Genomic DNA, 21,069 nt, shown 5'->3' with positions numbered 1-21,069 from the left:
ATTTTTCAGCTTCTAAAATTATTGTAACAGTCAATTTTTAAAAACTATTGAAGAGTTTCTTAGTTATTTATTAAAATGGTTACTTTTTAATTAAAGCGCCTTCGTAATAATTCAAGTTGTCTTTTTTTCTTTCAATGACCAACGTAACAGCAATGGTGCAACTAAAGTAGCCAAAACGATTACCAAAATCAAATCAACATAGAGTGATTTAGCCAAAAGATGGGCTGAAAAACCAATTTGAGCAGTAATTAAGGCCATTTCTCCGCGAGCAACCATCCCAGTTCCAACTATCCGACCACTTTTTTGATCGAACCCAGTTAGCCTGGCACCTAATTCACCACCGAACCATTTCGTTAAAATCGCTAGCAATGTCATTAATAAAATGAATGGCAATGAGCTGAAAAGATTGCTAAATGATAGCTCCAAACCAATATTGACAAAAAAGACTGGAATAAATATGGCATTGCCAATTGGCTCAATATACTGATCAGCAACCTTCCGCGCGGATGTCTGCCCCACTGCAATTCCAGCAAAAAAAGCTCCAATTGCTCCAGATAAACCAACTTCATCGGCTAAAAATGCCATTGATAAACAAATGATTATTGCACAGATTGTGCGACTGGTTGGCACCAGCAATTTTTTACTCAGGTTCATAATTGCAGGAGCAACCCATTTCACCAATAAATAGACACCAACAAAAAAGAGCCCTTGAAAAAGCAATTGACGAGCTAATCCGCTACCATTTCCCACCGTTGCAGAATCATTTCCGCCGATCAAAGCAATCATCAAACTTAGCAGTAAAACACCAATAATATCGTCAGCAACTGCGGCTCCAAGGATAGTTGCTCCTTCTCGGCTTTCCAATTGTTTGAATTCACGCAAAACAACCACGGAAATGCTGACAGAAGTCGCTGAAAAAACCACTCCAATAAAAAGCGCTTCTTGAAAGTGATAACCAAATAAAAAACTAGCTCCACCCATCACCGCAATCGGTAAAATAACTCCGGCTATTGCAACAGCCAGTGCCGGTTTAAAATATTTTTTTAGTTGACTTAAATTGCTTTCAATCCCCGCCATAAACATCAATAAAATAACTCCAATTTGTGCAAATTCGGCTAAATTGGTCGTTGGTTGAACAACGTTTAAAACTGCTGGTCCAATCAAAATACCGGCTATTAATTGCCCCAATACTCCTGGCAAACCGGATCGGGTAAAAAGATGATCGCATAACGTTGTACAAATTAAAATAATGACCAATGAACCAATTAAGTCCATTGCTGCCCCTCCTCATAAAGATTGCTATATAATTACGCAACTTATATTCATTAGCTAACAAATAAAAAGCCATTTAATAAAAGTTTAACATTTTAAACAACACTGGACAAATTATAAAATTGGCATAAAAAAAACGCAGCTGAATCGGCTGCGTTTTTTAAAAAGACGAACTTATAATTATTCAACAGTGACACTTTTAGCCAAATTACGCGGTTTATCAACATCATATCCACGTTGCAAACTAGCATAATAAGCCATCAATTGACAAGGAACAATTGCAACTAATGGTGTCAGTAACGGATGAACATCTGGCAAAACAATCTGATCACCGTCTTTAGCTAAGGAGCGGCTGGCAATAAAGACAACATTTGCTCCACGAGCCATAACCTCTTGCGCATTACTACGAGTATGTTTAGCTGTATGCTTGTCAGTAATCACTGCCAAAACCGGTGTACCTTTCTCAATCAAAGAAATTGTGCCATGTTTTAACTCACCAGAAGCAAAACCTTCTGTTTGAATATAAGAAACTTCTTTTAATTTTAAAGCTGCTTCCTGTACAATATCGTAGTCGATTGAACGTCCGATATAAAAAGCATTCCGGGTCGTTGGTAATAAAGCTGCTGCAATTTTTTTAATATCCTTTTTTTCATCAACTAATTCTTGTTCACCATTAGCTACTTTGGTCAATTCCTTAGCAACATCAAAATCGGCTGCAGTTGCAACCTGACGTAATTCGCCCAATGCCTTAGCTAAAATCGCTTCTAAAGCAATTTGCCCAGTGTACGCCTTAGTTGAAGCGACCGCAATTTCTGGTCCTGCGTACAACAGCAAAGTATAAGTTGCTTCACGCGATAAAGTTGAATTTTCAACATTGGTGATCGTTAAGCTTTGATACCCCTGTTCATTTACTTGAGCTAAAACCTGACGACTATCAGCAGTTTCTCCACTTTGAGTCAAAAAGATGAAAAATGGTTTTGCCGCTAATAATGGCGGATTATAGCCGAACTCAGACGCAACGTGAACTTCAGTTGGAATCTTAGCGACTTTTTCTAATAATTCTTTACCAACTAAACCGGCATGATAGCTGGTTCCAGCCGCAACGATATAAATTCGATCTGATTGATGCAGACTTTGCAGAATATTATCATCAATTTTAATCGATCCATCTTCGCTGATATAGTGTTTAATCAAAGTCCGCATAACACCAGGCTGTTCGTCAATTTCCTTTAGCATATAATACGGATAAGCACCCTTATCAGCTGCTGAAGCATCAGTGCTGACATGGAATGGCTTCCTCTCAATTCTTTTACCATCAGTATCCTCAATTAAAATACTGTCAGGTTTGACGATCACTGTTTCGCCATCGATCAATTCAATAAAATCATGCGTTTGATCCAACATTGCAAGTGCATCACTGCAGACAACATTAAAACCATCACCAACACCAATTAATAACGGGCTTTTATTTTTAGCCACATATAAGGTGTTTGGTTCTTGATTATCAATCAATAAAAATGAATATGAAGAACTGTCATCGATTAGATTTAGCACTTTCTTAAAAGCTGCCTTAGTCGCCATTCCTGTTTGGGCAAATTTAGCAATTAATTGTACGATGACTTCCGTATCTGTATCACTCTTAAAAGTTACATCACTTAAGTATTGTTTTTTTAATTCAGCAAAATTACCAATCATCCCATTATGAACCAAATAGTAACGACCGTCAGCTGAAACATGCGGATGAGCATTAGCTTTGCTTGGAACACCATGAGTTGCCCAGCGAGTATGACCAATTCCAGTTGAACCGTGAACATCTGAACCGATTTCAGCCTCTAAGTCAGCAATTCTACCTTTTTCCTTTACCAGATACTCATGTCCATCTTGATCGTTAACATAAATACCAGCTGAATCATAGCCACGATATTCAAGCCGTTTTAAACCCTTTAACAAGATTTGAACTGCATTATCCTTACCCGTTACACCAACTATACCACACATAAAATTTGCCAGCCTTTCATAAAATGATTTTAAAAAACATATTTTTAATTAGTATTGGTCTATATCAAAATCAAGAATTAACTTAAACCACTCTTGTACTATAAACCTTTAAAATAAAGGTGTCAATGGAATTGTTGCAAAAACATTTCATTTTATTGGTATATACAAATTTAGGGATATGTCTAAAATGTTGGTTATTCTTTTTTTCTATACCAATTAAAAAAGACATCTCTCATTCAGAGATGCCTTTAAGCAATTCTCAGCAATTATAATTATTTGTGCTTTGCAACTGCTTTTTGATAAGATTGTTCAATTTCGCTAATTAAAGTTTCATCTTTTAAGCCGGTAGTCGTTTCAATGACTTCATGAATTGGCTTTTCCTTAATCAGTTGCATTAATTTTTGACTTTCAGTATCTTGTGGTTCATCAAAAGTATAAATCATTCCAACAGTTTCTAATAGGGCCGTATAATCTAGGCCACGATCTTTAGCTTCACGAATTGGCCGAATAAATCTTTCATCATAACCTAACTTACGGATCGGTGTCCGACCGACACGAGTAATCTCATCAGACAAATATTTATTCTCAAAACGACCGATAATTTTTTGTTGGTAATCCTCATGCTCGGAACGTTTGAAATTCCACTTAGCAATCAGCAAATCACCAGTTTCTTTCAGGACCCGTTTCAGTTGCTGCAACACTTTTGGATCAGCGATTGCTGAACCAATATCTGAATAACCGAGATATTTGCCCGTATAAGCAACAGTTGCATGACCAGTGTTTACGGAAAATAATTTACGCTCAATGTAAGGTTCCAGATCAGGAGCATAATGCACACTGGTTAATTTCAAAGAGGGATTAGCCATTTGATGTTCATCAATAACCCATTCTTTAAACGGTTCAACTGAAACGAATAACGGATCATCATGTTTTTGCTGGGGAACAATTCGATCAACTGCCGCATTAGGAAAGCCAATGTATTTATCGGCAAATACTTGATCTGCAGCTGCTAAATGACTATAAACTTCTTTTTTCAAATTTTGACTGCCACCAATCATATTTTCACAGGCAATCACATCAATTGGCTGTAAATTATTTTCTGCTTGGCGAGCCTTAATTCCATCTGCAATCAACGGTGCAATAAATTTTAAAATTTTAGGACCAATTGCCGTTGTAACAATATCAGCTGTAGCAATTGCCTGGACCACTTTTTCAGGATCCTTCCCATTGTTGATTCCAGCTACATTATGAACAGAAATTCGTTTATGTGATTCATCAGCTAGTTCTATTTCATAGCCATGACGCTGATTTAATGCAGCAATAATTGTTTCATTAACATCTACAAAATTAATTTGAAAATTATTGGCAGCTAGTGTTTCACCAATAAATCCTCTACCAATGTTACCTGCTCCAAAATGTACTGCTTTCATTTATGCTCAACCTCTTTCAATAAATCAATAATTTCTTCTGGTGTTTGCGCATCAGCCAACTTAACAACGTTATTAACGTCACTGCAAAAAATAGCAATTTGTGATAACAAATTTAAGTGTTCTCCATTCAATCCAGCAATGCCAAAGACTACCGTAACAATGTTTTCTTCTCCATCCTTATCAGAGAAGTCGACTCCCATCGGTACCTGAACCACTGAGATACCAGTTTTTTCAATATACTGCTTTCCTTCTTCAGTTCCGTGAGGGATAGCAATGAAGTTTCCCATATAAGTTGAAACATCAGCATTTCTAGCCAACATAGAGTCAATATAAGCATCCTTTACGACCCCATTATCAACTAATAACTTTCCGGCTAGTCTGATTGCCTCCTCTTTGGTTGCAACTTGTTGATTTAAAAGAATCATTTCTTTTTCTAACTTCATTTTCTTCACTCTCCTTTTTAAAGCTTGATTTGATTTAAAAATTGTAAAGCTACTAAATTTTTAATTTCTGCGAGCGAACCATTAGCAAAGATTTGAGTGTTATGGTTGTTCATTACAATTGAACTGCTGATCGATCCCATCAATGCATTTTCAAAATCGCTCATTGGTGATGGACCTGTCATTAATAAAATTCGGACGACCGAAATCTCTGATTGATCCATAGCTCGCATTTTCAATGGCGTTTGCAACTGATAGATTGAAAAGAAAGGACAATTAACTGTTTTATCAGTCGCATGAACTAGAGCAATCTGACTATCGGGAATTCCTACTGGAGCTAATTTAATTCGCTGTAACATCGCATCTTGAATAATTTGCCGATTAGTTACTACAGTTGACGGAACCTGTTGTAAAACCAGTGCTAAAATTTTGGTCAGATCTTGCTGATCGTTAGCAATTTTGACTAATTCTATTTGTTGCAATAACTGACGACAAATAGTTGTACGCTGGAAATTTTGCTCGATTTGGGCCAAAGCGGTGCGTTTTTTATCAACTGATTGCTTAACTTCTGATTGTACCGGGGTCCTTTTGTTTAAAGAACGGACCAACTCCTTAATTCGCTGTAACTCATCCCCCAGCAATAATGGACTTACGACCTGATAATCCCAGTTAAATCCAGGTAGTTTTAAAGTTGATAGAATTAAATCAAAATGATTTGGCTGGATCGTTTTAAGTTGCGATACTTTAGCAATCTGAACTTCAGAAATTGTTGAAATTTCTTGCTGCAATCGATTCTTTAAAATACTGGCAGCTCCGATACCATTGGCACAAATTACTAACGCCTTTAATTGTCCTGTACTGCTGGCGTTTTCAAAACTGTTAGCAAAATAAAGTAAAATTAATTCTTGCTCAGTTGTCGAAAAATGATATTCGGGAAATTCGCGCGGCAATGCTTGTTGGATAGCTTGAAAAAATTGAGGATATTTTTCAGCAATATTGCTCAGTAAACTGATCGGTACATCAGGGAGCTCCGGTCCATGGTGCTGTAATAACAATCCGATGTGCTTAGTCAAACGCTCTAGTAAATCATGATCATGATTAAAATTCCAGTTTGCTATTTGTGAAACTTGATAAACTAACCGCTTAATCTGGTAAGCAATCTGCAAATCATAGTCATCACCCCAATTTTTCAAGTCAAGTTGATAATCAATTCCTTGAAATTGGACTGCCATAAAATCAACTTCGGCAGTAGTTACCCGCGCTTGTATTGCAGTTGAAAAAGTTTGAAAAACGGCTATAGCTTGTTGACGATATTTAAACAGTTTTTGCGGTGCTTTGACCCGATAAGCCTTAATTGCAGCATGCCGCATTCGAATCAACGAAATTGCTAAAATCAGTATTAGTTGCACTTCTTGAATATCCGAACGAGTTTTCTTTGAAACATCTTGCTGTTTCAAAGCTTGAGCACATTCTTGTAAGATGTTTTTTGGTAAAAGCTGCAAGAAAAAATTTGTTTTTTTATTAACTTCATCTTGCTGTAAATATTCAAAAAACTCATATTCATTTAATTGACTTGTCAATATTCCGCCTAAAACCAATCTTCGCTGGGCTTCGCTGCCTAAAACTTCGACCCCAACACTTTTTTTCGTATCAACTTGCAAATGATATTCAGCTAAAGATGCTTCAAGCTGTTTTAAATCACGTTGAATAGTTCCTTCGCTGACATCCAGACTAACTGCTAAGGAAAAAATTTTTTCTGGCTGATCCTTTAGCAACAATAAACAAGCTAAGGCTGCTTGCCGCTGTTTAGCACTCATGACTGACTCAATTGGCTGTTGAGCAATTTCTGTCACTAACGCTTGAATGGCATCTTCTGTACCTGTCAATTGATAATTACCGTTTGCGTTTTCAATTGCCAAATGGTGTTGATCTAAATACAGTTTTAATTCTGAAAATTCGCGATAAATTGTCCGACGGCTGATACCAGCTTCTTTGGCTAAACTATTAATTTTCATTCCGTGCGGATTTTGAACTAGTTGCTGCAAAATATTTTTTTGACGCGGTGATAGTAGGATCAATTTTTATCATCCTTTTCAAGCAAGATGTTCAACAATATAATCGTATTCCTTTGCTTCTAACAAATTAGCAACACTTACAACTTGAATTTTGGTATAACGTAGCTTAAGGTTCTTTTCAGCTTCTTTAGTAACAATTACTAAATGTCCCTGATCATCATCCAGATCATCAATTTCCATATTTTTGACTGGAACATTTTTACCAACCTTTTTCAAACGATCTTTGAATAATGAAGCTGCCATGGTTGCAGAACCAACATGTTGATCATGATGAATGAAATCAACTTCTTTAATCGCTTGATAATCAAGTTGACCAGCTTGGTTGGTATTTTGAGCTGATTTTGTTTCTTTTTCGGCAACTTGCGAATCAATCTGGCTTAGCGTCTTCAAATTTAAAACAACTTCGTCATATTTATTGCTGCTTAAGAAATTATCAACAGCAATATGCATTGCATTTGGTGTCTTTTGACTTGCGCGATCTGCTAATTCGGCTTGCGTAATTACTAATAATCCATCCTCATCTTTCAAACGATTAATAGCTGTATTTGTTACTGGAATATTTTTGATCCCAGCTTTTTTGACTTTATCTCTTAATAATGAAGCACCCATTGCAGATGAACCCATTCCTGCATCACAAGCAAAAATAATTCTTTTGACATCTTTGTAAGCTTTAACTGATTGAGCAGCAGTTTGGGCTGATGGAACATCTTTGCCTTTGGATTCAGCTTTCATTTGTTCCATTTTGGCTTGTTTTTCTGATAGGTCATCTGTACCTGATTTATCAGTTTTCAAAACCAAAGCAGCAACAACAAACGATACAATTGCCGCAACCGCGACTCCGGTTAAAATCTGTAAATAATTTCCCTTAGGCGTCATTAACAAAACAGCGATAATTGAACCTGGTGAAGCAGCAGCTTTTAAACCGGTTCCCAGTAAGGAGAAAGTAAATGTACCACTAACACCACCGGCAATCGCCGCTAAAATCAAAGACGGTTTCATTAACACATATGGGAAATAAATCTCATGAACTCCGCCAAAGAATTGAATAATGGCTGCTCCAGGGGCAGATGCTTTTGTCATCCCTTTACCAAAAACCATGAAAGCTAATAAGATACCTAAACCCGGACCAGGATCAGCTTCCAATAAGAAGAGAATTGATTTGCCTGCTGATGCAGATTGCTGAATCCCTAATGGAACCAAAATGCCATTACCAACCGCATTATTTAAAAACAAAACTTTTGCAGGCTCGATAAAAATATTAGCTAATGGCAACATATGAATTGAAATGATCCAATCAACACCTTTACTGATTAGATTATTTCCAGCAACAACTAATGGATTGACAATGAATAATCCAAAAATTGCAAGTAGCATACCCAAGATGCCGCTGGAAAAGTTATCATAGAGCATTTCAAAACCGGTTTTGACCTTATCTTTAAATACTTGGTCAAACTTTTTCATGCACCAACCGCCTAATGGTCCCATGATCATTGCCCCTAAAAACATCGGGATATTAGATCCAACAATCACTCCCATTACAGCAATTGCCCCAACAACTGCTCCACGTTCTTCATAAACCATCCGACCACCGACATAAGCAATTAATAATGGAATCAGATATAATTTCATTGGATTGATCAAGGTAGCAATCTTAGCATTGGGCCACCAGCCTGCCGCCATAAAAATTGCTGTAATTAACCCCCAAGCAATTAATGAGGAAATGTTTGGCATGATCATACTGCTTAAACTAGTTCCAAATTTTTGAACTTTAGTTTTAAATGAACTCTTTTGTACTTTTGTTGCTTTTGCTTCCATAGCAACCAACCTCCTTTTCATTTATAATTATATGGTCTAATGTATCCGTTTACAATTGAAGCTAGACCGCATTTCGTCACAAATTATTGTGACATCCTTCATGAAAGATTTCACAAGCTGTACTAAAAGCTAATAAAAAAAGCTTTAACAAAGACCAATATCTCTGTTAAAGCTCACCTTGTTAAGTAAACAAATTAAAACCTATTTGCAGTTCACAACATACAGACATTAATTTATTGGCTTGCCCGCATTAAATCGTTTCGATATCGTGTTTCAACGAATTAAGCACATTAACCATTTCAACAACACTTAAAAATTCATGTTTTTCTTGTAGAACAACCTTGATATCATCAATCCGAGCATCAATCGTTTCGCGTTCAACTTTATTCATTCATATCACCTCCTCTAATTAGATTTTATCACAGTCACAATCATTTTAGTTAGGTTTACCGAAAAATATTTTCAACTACCTTTTATTTTTCTTGAGCTTGATTTTTCTTGCTTTTTTGATATGTTAAAATTAAGTATGCTTAGATTTTAATTTTAACTTCAAAGGAGCGCTTATGGAAAACGTAAATCTACTTTTTTCAATTGATGATCATTTTGTAACCCAGTTAAAAACCTTACTTTTTTCAATAAAAATTAATTCACCTGGTTGTAGTTTCCACATTTATATTCTGCAAAAAAAATTACGACGGCAAAAAGAATTATTAACTTTTTGCCAAAAAATTGAAATCGACTGTACAATCTTAACTTTAAAGAAAGACAAGTTTCATCACGCTCCACAAACTAAACGGTATCCGGAAACTATTTACTATCGGTTGTTGGCACAAAACTACCTGCCCGATGGTGTAGAAAAAATCATCTATCTTGATGCTGATATCTTATGTATTAATAATATTTTGCCTTTATACCAAACAGATATTGATGATTACTTATACGCAGCTGCCAGTCATTCACAACTGACCAATTTTACTAAAGTTGTTAATAAGGTCCGGTTAAAAATGTATGAAGCTGAAGAATACTACAATTCAGGGGTTTTACTGATCAATGTTCCGCAAGCTAAAAAGAAAATTAATGCTGCTGATTTGCAAAACTTTATTGCTGAGAATCGAACTACTTTAATTTTACCGGACCAAGACATTCTAAATTCGCTTTATGGTGGACAGATTTATTCAGTTCCTGATCAGATCTATAATTATGATGCTCGAAAATCATTAATTTATGAAATGATCAGTGGCGGCAGTTGGGATCTTAATTGGGTAATTGCCCATACTGTTTTTTTGCATTTCTGTGGTCGCGATAAACCTTGGAAAAACGAATATCGTTCTAAATTTGCATTGCTGTATAAGCACTATGCTCATTTAGCCGAAAAAATTTGCTGATAAAAGTAAAAAAACTTCTTGCCTTAATGGACAGAAGTCTTTTTATTTTTATCAGCAATAATGATAGCCTCTAATTTCAAATGATTAACATTTTTACCAGCAAGCGTCTGCAAATGCTGCAATAATAATAACAGCCAGGCAAAAGCTAATATAAAAGCAATCAGTTCAAATGCCGTCAGTGATAAATAGCCGATCGGTTGAAATAATAATGAACTAAAAATCAAAACGGCGGCTGTTACGTAAGATATTTGTTGAAACTGTGGGGGACTATCCGGCAGCAAAAAATTAACTGTTAAAATAATAATAATCAAGACCCGAATCATCATGGTTGCTGCATCGGTATGCAGCTGATGCCACAATCCTGCATTGTTGGCAAAAATCCCTACTGCACCTAAGCTCAGCGAAAAAACAGTCAATAATAGTCGTAAAATCAGCAAACGTCGATTATTGGGAAAATGTGTCTGCAAATTCGAAAACAAAAAATCAACTAGCGCCAAAAGAAGCAAGGCTGATACAATCAATGTCAAATTAAATTGCCAAGCATTGCTGGCTTTAGCCGTTCCTAAAAAACTGACATTATAGGTCCACCAACGTTTATTGCTATTAGTAATCATCGATGCCAGAGCACCGCCGATAATCACTGTAATCAATAACTTGAAAATTGAGTCCGCAGATAGATTGGCAACCGCATAGAACATCAAAAAATTAATAATACAAATGAATAAGCCGAAGATAAAAGCTGCAGTCCATAAATCAAAAGAAATCCCCTTAAAAATAGTTTCTAGCAGCCAAAAGAAGGCTAAAAGACCGATCGCCAAAATAATTACAAACGAAGCAATAATCGTCAACATACTCCGCCAATACATTTTTTTCCCGAACCATTGCTGAATCTGACAACGATCTTTAAAATAAAAACAGCTAAATAGTAAAGACCCACTAATCGTACCTACCACGATCGTCCAATTAGCCAATGAATTATAACCAGACAGTGGAATTTGGCGAACTTTATTATTAAGAAAATAAATCGTAAAAATTATTATTGAAATCAATGATGGACTTAACAACCACACCCAACTGATATTTTCTTTCAGAAAATGCAACGGATGAATAGCAACATTGTCTGATGAATCACCACTAAAATCTACTTGCAGTTTAGTTCCTACAGGTAAATTCAATTGTGAAAGCTGCTCTTGATTTAAAATCAATTTCACTGGTTGTTCTTTCAAAGTCCTCACCTTTCTGCTAGTTACCTAAAATTTTACAATAAAAAAATGGGCTTCACAGCTATAGCTGCATCTTCACCCATTTACAACCAAATACATGAATCTCGCATTGATCCTCTGAACATTCGAACTCAATCAAGTGAAAATTTCTATTCAATCACTAGTATTGCCAAGCGCGTTTAGCTAAAACTTCTCAGCCCTTTCAATCAACAAAAAACATATTCACTTGATAAGTAAATTGCTTATCCATTAGTTTAATTGTAGTTCCAGACTTCTCAATATTGCTATTAACCGTCGATTATTCAAATTAAATAATTGACTTGTACAGCTCTAACAAAATTAATTATTTATTGCTAGTAATATCAATTATGTCAGCCTTTATTGGTATGCAGTTAAAAATAATTACTAAACTATGTTATTTTAGTTTTCTAAGCCACTTGGAACTTAATAGCAATTGTGCGATTCCCAATGTTTCATCGCATTTTCCCAGTTGCCATAGCGTTTAGCAACATAATTAGCGGCAACTTTTTCCTGGTTAGCCGGTGAATAGTCTCCGTTTAAATAAGAACTGTCCAACTGATATTTACCAATGTATTTGCCATTACGTGCATTATAATTACCGCCTGATTCATGCTGAACAATATAAGCCCGTGCTTTTTCCTCAGCATCACTAAGCGGCTGAACAATTGAATTACTGCTTTTAGTATCTGTCTGAACTGCTGACGGATTATTTGCATTAGTCGGTTGATTCGTAAGATAAGCTTGTGCCGCAACCGTTGGCGTTGTTGTTTGTGAAACAGGGATTTTTAATTTTTGTCCAATTAAAATAAGATTGGGATCCTTCAAATGGTTCTGATCAGTTATTTGCTGAACAGTGCTACCATATTTTTGCGCAAATCCCCAAACAGTATCTCCTTTTTGCGCAGTAACTGTTTTAGTTGCCAAAGCTGCTTGGCTGGTAGCCAAATTTTGTGAAAAGTTCGCTGCCTGTGTTGCAGTCGCAGTTTGATTATTGTTATTTTGTATTGGTGTATATTGATTAATTCCAGAAACATTCATAAAAAAATCCCCCCACTTTATTTATATTATATCAATAAGTCAGAAGATTTAAAGTGCCCTTCCAGAAAATAATAATAAGTTAGCAGCAACTATTTATCAAGATATTTATTTCTACTGAATTCCGTATCTTCATATTTCCCCTTATCACCATAGAAAAAGTTATAGCGGCGCTTAAATCGACGGAATAAATAAATAACCACGACTTTTAACAGACAATAAAGCGGTATTCCAAAAATAACACCGACCAATCCCAAAAGATCGCCCATAACCAATAAAACTAGTAAAACCGTCAATGGATGAATCTGCAAGTTATTTCCCATTACTCGCGGAACTACTAGTTGACCATGGAGAAACTGAACCACGAACCAAACAACTATGAATTTAAGTGCCATCCAAAATGAAATTTGAAAGGCTATAATCAGCCCCGGTAAAAAAGCTACAAAAGAACCGATATACGGAATAATACTAAAAACACCCGCTGTTAAAGCTAAAATAGTCGCATACTTGATGCCAATTAAATAAAATAATGGCCAATAAATCAAACCCAAAATAATTGAAGCGACAATTTGTCCTTTTAGATAACCACCTATCTGCTGGTTAGCAATTGCCCCTAATTCATGAAAATCCGCTCGAAAAAGTGGTGGAATAATTTTATTAACAAAGCCAAAAAATTTTTCTTTATCCTTCAATAAAAAGAATGCCACAATTGGTCCGGTGAAAAGCGTCAACAAAATAGTTGTCAAAGCTGAGAAAAGACTACTAAAACCATCAAATCCCTGCTGGATATACTGTTCAACGTACTGATATAATTTATTACTTGAAATATCAATTGAATTAATGGATTTTTCTATTGTACCGTTAAAAGGCAGGCTAGCTACAAAGGTATGTGATTTTTGCTGAAAACTTGTTAAAATTTCTGGGAAATTCTGCAAAAATTCTGCCAACTGATTCCGAATCGAAAAGAATAAACCCACTCCTGCCAAGACCAATAAAATTAAAATGACACAATAGATCACCGAAATGATCCAAGTTCTGCCCCACTTTTTATCAAGTCGCTTGACCAGCGGATTAAGTACGTAATATAAAACCAGTCCTAAAATAATTGGTGGTAATAAAGTTCCAAAAATAACCACCAATGGTTTAAAAATAAATTTCACCTGATAGAATATCCAAATTACGATTCCTAGTAATCCAAGCATCAAGATGGTGTATAAAGAATCATGTCCGCCAAGAAATTTGATCCATTTGCTTTCTTTCATAGAAAATCCCCTTGATTAATTCAAAAATTTCGCGAATTTTTGTTAATGATGACGACTAGAATCAAACATTAGTGAAAACAACAAAATTATTGTCATGATAATTGCAAAAATAAAACAAGCAACTGCCCCAATAATAACCATTTGAAATGGGAATCCCCAAGACAAACCAAAAAAAATCACCAACATTAAAATTAAAGCAATTATAATCAAAACTAAGTAGGTCTTTTGCGCTGAAGACAAAGGTTCTTCCTCCTATACTGTCAATCGTATTCATTAATTGTCTACTAAAATCGCCAATTTTGCAAGTCAACCTACTTTAAAATAATTGAATACGACTTAAACTTACGCCAACAAGTTTCTGCAACCTAATTAACGATTGTGCGAGCAGCTATTGAATACATAAAAAAGGATATAACTATGCAAGTTATATCCTTGAACCGGTCTATATATTGATCCGTACTTATATCCAAATTACAGGATAGCTATTATCTTGAAGATTGAAACCAAGTCAAAATTTACTCGTCTACTATTAAATTATCGGTTATCAGCGCGACCGGTTTGACGAAGAGTCAAGCTTCAATAATATCATTGAAGCCTAATTCTCTACAAACACATTATATGAAAACGGTTTCTTAAAGTCAAGCTATACCAAAATTTATTTTATGAATTCGTTTTGATAAAAGCCCACAAGTTGAACTTTTATCTAATAAGAATTGACTTATTAAACATTTCGCCGGCGAAATACTAAGAAGCCCAAACCTAAGAAAATAGCAATATAAACTAGATTTCCAATTACCATCTCTGGGGTAGACAGCAAAGTCAATATCTTAAATATTTTACCATTCAGCATCTGACTTGGTAAGTGCAACATGTTAAATGGATTCCACTTGAGCCATTCCCAGCGAGTCATTAATGCAAACATAACACTTGAAATAATACTGGTTGCAAAGTAGGCAATAATTCCTACTGTGATTGCTGCAGCTGTTGTTTTAAAAATGTTTGCCAGCAATAACACCAGACTTAACAATAACCATAAGATTATAAAATTACCTAGATATGTTAAACCAGCGGCTGCTAAATAAGAATGGTTATTTTGATAGGTATCTGATAGACTAAAATCTGAGCTAAACAACAGTAACTGCAAAATTATTGAAATCAAAAAAGTTGCTACATAATAAACAATTGAATATATCAACATGGTCAACCATTTGCTAACTAAGATCATGCCGCGTGAATAACGACGATATAACAATTCCTTGATAGTACCATATTGAAATTCCATCGCAATGGCTGAGCTACATGCCACAATCATAATGAAAACAATCCAACTTAATCCGCCGAAACCACTGATAAAAATACTTTTTACATCCAACGTATCACTATTGTTTTTACCCAAAACGGCTGAAACAATCATTAAGACAAGTTGTAATACCGCTAAAATCCATGTACTTTTTTTATGAACTAGTTTAAATAACTCTTGTTGAACTAACGTAAGCATCTAATTACTCCTTTACTTGCTGTGACTGATCTTTTTTCAATAAATCTAAGAGCGAGGCTTCTAAATCATTATGCTGGTGCTGCACATCAAGAATATTGAGCTGCTGTTCAGTCAAAACCTGAATTACTTGTGCTAACTCTTTTTCGTCTTTTTGTTCAAGCTTAAGTTGTTCACCGCTCAATTCAGCTTGATAACCAGCCTTGGTTAACACTTGCTGCGCCCGAGAATTATCATCGGTTTTAAGCAAGATAAAACTGTGACCAGTTGCTGCCAAATCATTAATGGATGCTTGCTTAATAATTTTTCCTTGGTCAATAATAACTACTTCCTGCACAATTTTTTCCAGTTCACTCAGAATATGGCTCGAAATCAAGAAACTCGTTCCTTGTTTAGCTAATGTCATAATCAGATCTCGCAAATCTCTAGTAGCCTGTGGATCTAACCCGTTCATTGGTTCATCTAAAATGACTAATTGTGGATGATTCAGCAAAGCAAGAGCTATTCCTAATTTTTGTTTCATTCCTAATGAATAAGATTTGGCTTTGCGCTGAATGTAAGAACCAACTTTCAATTGCTCGATCACTTGATCAATTCGTTGCTGTTTATCTTTTCCAGTTGCAAATAATTCCAAATGCTGATAACCAGTTAGGAATGGATAAATACCCGGATATTCAATTAGAGCACCTACATCATCTAAAACTTGATGAGACGAAACTGTTACTGGTTGCTGATTAATTGCAATCTGACCGCTTTCCCAAGGGAAAAGGCCAAGAATAGCTTTCATGACAGTAGTTTTTCCAGCTCCATTTGGTCCGATCAAGCCAACCACTTCTCCGGGCGCTACGGTAAATGAAACATCCTGTAAAACATGCTTTTTCCCAAAAGACTTATTCAGTTGATTAACTGCCAAAATATTATTCATCTAAAATACTCCTTGTATTGTTCATTGTCATTATACTTTTCTGATCGAATATACATGTTTTCTTTGCTCTAACTGTCAGTTTTTGACTACCATATATAATAAATCTAAATCAAATAGTTTTCTGCAATTTAATTCCTACTATAAAGAAACTTTTAAGTTATTTTTGATAGCAATGAACTAAAAAATTGTAATTTTACTTTGCACACAATAAATTGATTTTAATATTCGAAATTTATTTCAATTGCTGGGTCAAGCGAAGAATGCACGGTGCAGTATTTAATAACCGATTGTACAAAATGCTGCTGATCAGCTAATGGCAAATCTGTTTCAACTTCAAAATGGACTTTAATTTCCGCTACTTTTGAAGTTTTATCGGCAAATCGTTTAACTGTTCCGGTAGTAGTTATTTCAAATTTTTTCAAACCAATTTGTGGATGTTTCCTAGCCATGCTCTTAGCAGTAATCGATAAACAGCTATTAAGAGCTGTCAATAAATATTGGACTGGATTTGGAGCAGCATCTGTTCCACCAGCTTTAACTGGTTCATCAGCTAAAATTACATGATCTCCAATTTGATTGCGGACTTGATAACCGACATCTTTCAGTTCTGATTTGATCTGATATCCCATTTAGAATTCCTCCTTAGGCTTAACTAACTATCCGGCAATTTTAGAAAACAAGATTGCATCACAAAAAACCTGATTCCGCAAAAGATAATCTCGCAAAACAGTTTGTTGTTTAAATCCAGCACGCTGAGCAACAGCATAACTTGTCTGGTTGCTGGCTTCGATCAGCAGATCCAAACGGTGCAATCGATCAGTAGCAAATAAATAATCCGTAAGTTTATTCAAGGACGCTGTCATTATACCATGTTTTTGGTAGATTCTGCCCAACCAGTATCCAATTTGACCATGGCAATTGGTTAAATCAAGCTGATGAAGATCTATTATTCCCGCTGGCCGTTGATTATAGTAAATGACCCATAACCACAGTTCGTTATCAGCAATTTTTTTCTGCGCACAAATTAAAAAAAATGCTTCATCTTTAACAGATTTAATGGCTGTTGCCCACGGAAGCCAGCGTTCAAAAAATTGTCGTTCCTGATTGATCAATTTGAATAGATAAGGAGCAGCTTCAACTAACGGTGACCTTAATTCAATTACCGAATCAACTTTTAAATCCTCCATTAAAATAAATACGCCTTTCCTAGGCAATATTTGCAAAATACAAAACAGTTATTAATATTGTGCTGATTTGAAGTATAAGTTCTGAATCGCCATTTGTTCAGATATCATTGATTTACTTTTTTGCCTATGGTGTTTATCATACTATTTCAAGATGTATGTAGCAAATAAAAGCTATATCTTTAACAACAAACATTCCTAATCGTAAATAATAAATAATAATAAGAGTCTAAAATTAAATTTTATTTGCAAAAGCGAACATATGTTTGTATAATTTAATTAAAGCGTAAAAGAAGGTGAGTGCCATTAACTACTCAACAGAACCGCATGGTATCTTTTTTTTAATTGATAACAAATCGTTTTATGCCAGCGTTGAAAGTGTTGAACGCGGTTTGAATCCGCTGCGTTCGATTCTAGTGGTTATGTCCGAGCAAGACAATACGAATGGTGGTCTGGTTTTGGCAACTTCACCACGAGCTAAAGATTTATTCGGAATTCACAATGTTGATCGTTGGCGTGACTTGCCTCACGATTCACGGTTGATGATCGTTCCTCCACGAATGAATTTATATATTAAAAAGAATCTGGCAATTAATAAAATTTTCACACAATTTACGACCGAACAAGATGTTTACCCTTATTCGATCGATGAATCAATCTTAGATATGACCCATTCTTGGAATTTATTTGGTAAAACACCGCAGGCTGCAGCTCATCAAATTCAAATCGCAGTTAAAAAGCAATTAGGATTGTATACGACCGTTGGCATCGGCGAAAATCCTCTGCAAGCTAAACTGGCTCTTGATTTATTTGCCAAAAATTCCTCACAATTATCAGCTTGTTTGACCTATAATACCTTTGCTGCAAAAGTTTGGCCGATTACACGCTTAACTAATATCTGGAGTATTGGTCAGCGAACGGCAGCTCATCTGCAACGCTTGGGAATTAACAGTATTGGCGAATTGGCCCATACTAATCCAGCAGCTTTACAACGTGAATTCGGAATTATTGGTACCCAATTATTTGCACTCGCTTGGGGAATTGATCGCAGTCAATTAGAAGACCAATTAAGGCCGCGTAAAACAAGTTTAGAAAATTCTCAAGTTTTACCTCGCGATTATTATCGTCGATCAGAAATTGAAGTTGTTATCAAAGAAATTTGTCAACAAGTTGCTGCCCGAATGCGGCATCGGCATCTATGCACCAGTTGCATTCGACTCAGTATTGGCTATTCCTTAGCTGCAACTACTATAAACTCCAGCGGCTTTGCTCACGAACAAAAAATTGAGTTAACAGATAATAGTTTTCAGCTTGAACAACAGCTGTTAAATATTTTTAGTAGTTCTTGGAATGGCGCCCCGGTCAGAAGAATTAGCGTTGGTTTCAGTCAGTTAGTAGTAAAACAGGCAGATCAACTAAATTTGTTTTTACCACCGGAACAGCAACTGAAACAGATTGCATTTAATCAGCTGATAGATCAAATTCGTGGTAAATTTGGTAAAGGAGCTATTATGTATGCTAACAGTTTGACTCAAGGTGGTACTTTTAAACAAAGAATTAATCTAGTAGGAGGACATAATGGTGGCAATACCTTTGAATAATTCCCAAAAATCTCATAACGAAGCACGTTTAATCAGTCGTCGGATTACACAATATTTCAAACCGCATATTAAGGCCCGCTATCAGATTTTAGTCGTTAATAATAAATTTGATCAAACCTTTAATTTCTTTTTTGAGCTACAGCAACCACCGCAGCTCCCCCACTCTTTCCCATTGCATCGAGTTACTCACTATGATCTTGCTTATCTGGAAGAGATTATTAAGCAATTGCAGTCCGAATACGGTTTCACTTTCACTTTTCGCAATTTCACTGGACTATTTTGGCCAAACGCTCAACAAGCAATTTCTGTTCATCATCAGCTAACCGTTAAGAAAAATTTAATTCATAGTCAAAGCCTGACCAAGCATAAATCCGAATAATGTTAATAAAAATCCAAGCAAATAACTACCGATTGCGTATCCAAGTTCCAAACGGTATCTATGGGAGCGATGCAAAAACAGTAATTCAATATTCAAAGTTGAAAATGTAGTGTATCCACCCAAAACACCACTACCTAAAATCAAGTAAAGCGGGGTATTTAATTTACTGCCAAATAAAATTCCTAATAAAAATGAACCACTTAAATTAATTATCAAAGTTGCCCAAGACCAGTTTGATTTTTTCGATAAAATTTGAGTAATTAAATAACGGCAAACAGCACCAATTGAGGATCCTAATCCAAGCAGGACAATTAACATTTATCTATCCTTTCCTAACTGCAGTCGCTGTCCAACATAAATACCAACTGTCATTCCCAACTTAGCTGCTAACCAACCACCGACAACGCTTAAACATATATAGCCTGCAGCTGTAAACATTTGATGAGCTAATAAAAGTTTTACATTATCCAAGCAAAAACCAGAAAATGTCGTAAAAGAACCGACAAAACCGGTCCCTAAACCTAAAGACAGCCAAGAAGCAACTGTATGAAAATTAAGCCAAAGAAAAGTTAAAAATCCTAGTAAAAAGCAACCTAGCAAATTGACGACAATAGTTCCCATAAAAGGAAACGCAATCCCAATAAAATAACGTAAGCAGCCTCCAATAGCTCCAAAAAAAGCAATACTTAATAAACACTTAGCCTGATTCAAATTTATCCTTCCTCTCAAATTGCTAATAAAAAAACACCTACCCAATTATTAATTAGGCAGGCGTCATCAATCTTACGATATTATGCGAACACCATCGCGATTCAGTTATTAAAAAACTTAACAACTCATATTTTATACTATACATTTCAGTAAGTAAATAATAATTCGCATCTGTGTCAGCTTTTTCTTTTTAGTTTGCTTTGCTACAATGACTGTATAACTTAAATTATCTATCTTGAGGCGATGTTTATGAAAAAAATAGCAGTCTATTGCGGTGCTTATGCAGGTAAAAATCCAATCTATAAAGAAATGACTTTAGCAGTCGGTCATTGGCTGGTTAAACAGGGATACGATTTGGTTTATGGCGGCGGTGGCGTTGGTCTAATGGGTATTCTAGCTAAAACGGTTTTAATGGATGGCGGTCACGTTTACGGTTTCATGCCAGAAAATCTTTATCAACGCGGTGCAGCTCTAGCCGGATTAACTTCACTGACGATCGTAGATAATATGGCTATTCGTAAACAAAAGATGCTGGAAGCAGCTGATGTTTGTTTAGCTTTGCCAGGCGGTGCTGGAACATTAGAAGAAATCAGTGAAGCTTATTCATGGACTCGTGTTGGTGACAATTCTGCTCCTTGCATTCTGTACAATGCTAACGGCTACTATAATCTACTAGAAAAATTCTTTAGACAAATGGTCACTGAAGGATTTCTTTCAGCAACTGATTTCCAAAAACTCTGTTTTGCCGATAACTTGCAACAAGCAGCTGAATTTATTACCAGCTACACCCCACCTAAAGTACGTCAATATCATTAAAA

At 35.7% G+C, this 21,069-nt stretch carries 21 protein-coding genes; 4 read left to right on the top strand and 17 right to left on the bottom strand.

The features are described from left to right. Window positions 1–111: 111 nt before the first annotated feature. The 7 genes from FC89_RS09385 to FC89_RS12600 all read right to left on the bottom strand — a co-directional run bounded on the left by FC89_RS09385 (window position 112) and on the right by FC89_RS12600 (window position 9,421). Entirely contained in the window at window positions 112–1,275 is a 1,164-nt protein-coding gene (locus tag FC89_RS09385) for a cation:proton antiporter (protein WP_057872302.1), read from the bottom strand. A gap of 177 nt (window positions 1,276–1,452) precedes the next feature. Then, a complete protein-coding gene (gene glmS, locus FC89_RS09380) occupies window positions 1,453–3,270 on the bottom strand; it encodes a glutamine--fructose-6-phosphate transaminase (isomerizing) (RefSeq protein WP_057872301.1) in 1,818 nt (605 codons plus the stop codon). A gap of 272 nt (window positions 3,271–3,542) precedes the next feature. After that, on the bottom strand, window positions 3,543–4,700 hold the full coding sequence (locus FC89_RS09375; protein WP_057872300.1) for a mannitol-1-phosphate 5-dehydrogenase: 1,158 nt from the start codon (window positions 4,698–4,700) through the stop codon (window positions 3,543–3,545). Further along, window positions 4,697–5,143 (bottom strand): PTS mannitol transporter subunit IIA, encoded by a 447-nt coding sequence (locus FC89_RS09370; RefSeq protein ID WP_057872299.1) that lies wholly within the window; start codon window positions 5,141–5,143, stop codon window positions 4,697–4,699. The genes FC89_RS09375 and FC89_RS09370 overlap by 4 nt, the downstream gene beginning before the upstream one ends. A gap of 17 nt (window positions 5,144–5,160) precedes the next feature. Continuing rightward, window positions 5,161–7,218, bottom strand: coding sequence for a BglG family transcription antiterminator (locus FC89_RS09365; RefSeq protein WP_057872298.1), 2,058 nt, complete (start codon window positions 7,216–7,218; stop codon window positions 5,161–5,163). A 15-nt stretch (window positions 7,219–7,233) separates the two neighbouring features. Then, complete coding sequence (locus tag FC89_RS09360) at window positions 7,234–9,030, bottom strand: PTS mannitol transporter subunit IIBC (protein WP_057872297.1); 1,797 nt, start codon at window positions 9,028–9,030, stop codon at window positions 7,234–7,236. 250 nt (window positions 9,031–9,280) lie between these two features. Next, window positions 9,281–9,421, bottom strand: a complete 141-nt coding sequence (locus FC89_RS12600) for a hypothetical protein (protein WP_157060704.1) — start codon at window positions 9,419–9,421, stop codon at window positions 9,281–9,283. 172 nt (window positions 9,422–9,593) lie between these two features. On the opposite strand from FC89_RS12600, the gene FC89_RS09355 reads away from it, so the two are divergent. Beyond that, on the top strand, window positions 9,594–10,415 hold the full coding sequence (locus FC89_RS09355; protein WP_057872296.1) for a glycosyltransferase family 8 protein: 822 nt from the start codon (window positions 9,594–9,596) through the stop codon (window positions 10,413–10,415). 23 nt (window positions 10,416–10,438) lie between these two features. Here the strand turns inward: FC89_RS09355 and FC89_RS09350 are convergent, their stop codons facing one another. The 8 genes from FC89_RS09350 to FC89_RS09315 all read right to left on the bottom strand — a co-directional run bounded on the left by FC89_RS09350 (window position 10,439) and on the right by FC89_RS09315 (window position 17,563). Then, a complete protein-coding gene (locus tag FC89_RS09350; protein ID WP_057872295.1) occupies window positions 10,439–11,641 on the bottom strand; it encodes a DUF998 domain-containing protein in 1,203 nt (400 codons plus the stop codon). A 441-nt stretch (window positions 11,642–12,082) separates the two neighbouring features. Continuing rightward, a complete protein-coding gene (apf, locus tag FC89_RS09345; protein WP_057872294.1) occupies window positions 12,083–12,697 on the bottom strand; it encodes an aggregation-promoting factor in 615 nt (204 codons plus the stop codon). 89 nt (window positions 12,698–12,786) lie between these two features. Beyond that, on the bottom strand, window positions 12,787–13,956 hold the full coding sequence (locus FC89_RS09340) for an AI-2E family transporter (protein ID WP_057872293.1): 1,170 nt from the start codon (window positions 13,954–13,956) through the stop codon (window positions 12,787–12,789). 42 nt (window positions 13,957–13,998) lie between these two features. Next, window positions 13,999–14,196 carry a hypothetical protein gene (locus tag FC89_RS09335; RefSeq protein WP_057872292.1) on the bottom strand — a complete coding sequence of 66 codons (198 nt, stop codon included), beginning with the start codon at window positions 14,194–14,196 and terminating at the stop codon, window positions 13,999–14,001. 481 nt (window positions 14,197–14,677) lie between these two features. Then, window positions 14,678–15,454: an ABC transporter permease gene (locus FC89_RS09330; RefSeq protein ID WP_057872291.1), complete on the bottom strand. Its 777-nt coding sequence runs from the start codon at window positions 15,452–15,454 to the stop codon at window positions 14,678–14,680. 4 nt (window positions 15,455–15,458) lie between these two features. Beyond that, window positions 15,459–16,376, bottom strand: a complete 918-nt coding sequence (locus tag FC89_RS09325; protein WP_057872290.1) for an ABC transporter ATP-binding protein — start codon at window positions 16,374–16,376, stop codon at window positions 15,459–15,461. Between the two features lie 218 nt (window positions 16,377–16,594). Continuing rightward, window positions 16,595–17,005: an OsmC family protein gene (locus tag FC89_RS09320; protein WP_057872289.1), complete on the bottom strand. Its 411-nt coding sequence runs from the start codon at window positions 17,003–17,005 to the stop codon at window positions 16,595–16,597. Window positions 17,006–17,032: 27 nt separating this feature from the next. Next, window positions 17,033–17,563 carry a GNAT family N-acetyltransferase gene (locus FC89_RS09315; RefSeq protein WP_057872288.1) on the bottom strand — a complete coding sequence of 177 codons (531 nt, stop codon included), beginning with the start codon at window positions 17,561–17,563 and terminating at the stop codon, window positions 17,033–17,035. Window positions 17,564–17,865: 302 nt separating this feature from the next. On the opposite strand from FC89_RS09315, the gene FC89_RS09310 reads away from it, so the two are divergent. Continuing rightward, complete coding sequence (locus FC89_RS09310) at window positions 17,866–19,161, top strand: Y-family DNA polymerase (protein ID WP_057872370.1); 1,296 nt, start codon at window positions 17,866–17,868, stop codon at window positions 19,159–19,161. Beyond that, the gene (locus tag FC89_RS09305; protein ID WP_157060703.1) at window positions 19,142–19,540 is read left to right on the top strand and encodes an acetyl-CoA carboxylase; all 399 of its coding nucleotides are present in this window, start codon (window positions 19,142–19,144) and stop codon (window positions 19,538–19,540) included. The genes FC89_RS09310 and FC89_RS09305 overlap by 20 nt, the downstream gene beginning before the upstream one ends. Here the strand turns inward: FC89_RS09305 and FC89_RS09300 are convergent. Then, window positions 19,499–19,858: a CrcB family protein gene (locus FC89_RS09300; RefSeq protein WP_057872286.1), complete on the bottom strand. Its 360-nt coding sequence runs from the start codon at window positions 19,856–19,858 to the stop codon at window positions 19,499–19,501. The genes FC89_RS09305 and FC89_RS09300 overlap by 42 nt on opposite strands. After that, window positions 19,859–20,251, bottom strand: a complete 393-nt coding sequence (locus FC89_RS09295; RefSeq protein WP_057872285.1) for a fluoride efflux transporter FluC — start codon at window positions 20,249–20,251, stop codon at window positions 19,859–19,861. Between the two features lie 249 nt (window positions 20,252–20,500). On the opposite strand from FC89_RS09295, the gene FC89_RS09290 reads away from it, so the two are divergent. Next, complete coding sequence (locus tag FC89_RS09290) at window positions 20,501–21,067, top strand: LOG family protein (protein WP_057872284.1); 567 nt, start codon at window positions 20,501–20,503, stop codon at window positions 21,065–21,067. Window positions 21,068–21,069 lie beyond the last annotated feature (2 nt).

This window comes from Liquorilactobacillus ghanensis DSM 18630, assembly GCF_001435235.1.
GTDB lineage: Bacteria > Bacillota > Bacilli > Lactobacillales > Lactobacillaceae > Liquorilactobacillus > Liquorilactobacillus ghanensis.
The sequence above is the reverse complement of the archived record's forward strand: the minus strand, read 5'-3'. Positions and strand labels throughout refer to the sequence as shown.

Bases quoted from the DNA above. Each gene is read 5' to 3' on its own strand.
- FC89_RS09385 (WP_057872302.1), bottom strand. From the start codon at position 1,275: ATGGACTTAATTGGTTCATTGGTCATTATTTTAATTTGTACAACGTTA.
- glmS (WP_057872301.1), bottom strand. From the start codon at position 3,270: ATGTGTGGTATAGTTGGTGTAACGGGTAAGGATAATGCAGTTCAAATC.
- FC89_RS09375 (WP_057872300.1), bottom strand. From the start codon at position 4,700: ATGAAAGCAGTACATTTTGGAGCAGGTAACATTGGTAGAGGATTTATT.
- FC89_RS09370 (WP_057872299.1), bottom strand. From the start codon at position 5,143: ATGAAGTTAGAAAAAGAAATGATTCTTTTAAATCAACAAGTTGCAACC.
- FC89_RS09360 (WP_057872297.1), bottom strand. From the start codon at position 9,030: ATGGAAGCAAAAGCAACAAAAGTACAAAAGAGTTCATTTAAAACTAAA.
- FC89_RS12600 (WP_157060704.1), bottom strand. From the start codon at position 9,421: ATGAATAAAGTTGAACGCGAAACGATTGATGCTCGGATTGATGATATC.
- FC89_RS09355 (WP_057872296.1), top strand. From the start codon at position 9,594: ATGGAAAACGTAAATCTACTTTTTTCAATTGATGATCATTTTGTAACC.
- apf (WP_057872294.1), bottom strand. From the start codon at position 12,697: ATGAATGTTTCTGGAATTAATCAATATACACCAATACAAAATAACAAT.
- FC89_RS09340 (WP_057872293.1), bottom strand. From the start codon at position 13,956: ATGAAAGAAAGCAAATGGATCAAATTTCTTGGCGGACATGATTCTTTA.
- FC89_RS09330 (WP_057872291.1), bottom strand. From the start codon at position 15,454: ATGCTTACGTTAGTTCAACAAGAGTTATTTAAACTAGTTCATAAAAAA.
- FC89_RS09325 (WP_057872290.1), bottom strand. From the start codon at position 16,376: ATGAATAATATTTTGGCAGTTAATCAACTGAATAAGTCTTTTGGGAAA.
- FC89_RS09320 (WP_057872289.1), bottom strand. From the start codon at position 17,005: ATGGGATATCAGATCAAATCAGAACTGAAAGATGTCGGTTATCAAGTC.
- FC89_RS09315 (WP_057872288.1), bottom strand. From the start codon at position 17,563: ATGGAGGATTTAAAAGTTGATTCGGTAATTGAATTAAGGTCACCGTTA.
- FC89_RS09300 (WP_057872286.1), bottom strand. From the start codon at position 19,858: ATGTTAATTGTCCTGCTTGGATTAGGATCCTCAATTGGTGCTGTTTGC.
- FC89_RS09290 (WP_057872284.1), top strand. From the start codon at position 20,501: ATGAAAAAAATAGCAGTCTATTGCGGTGCTTATGCAGGTAAAAATCCA.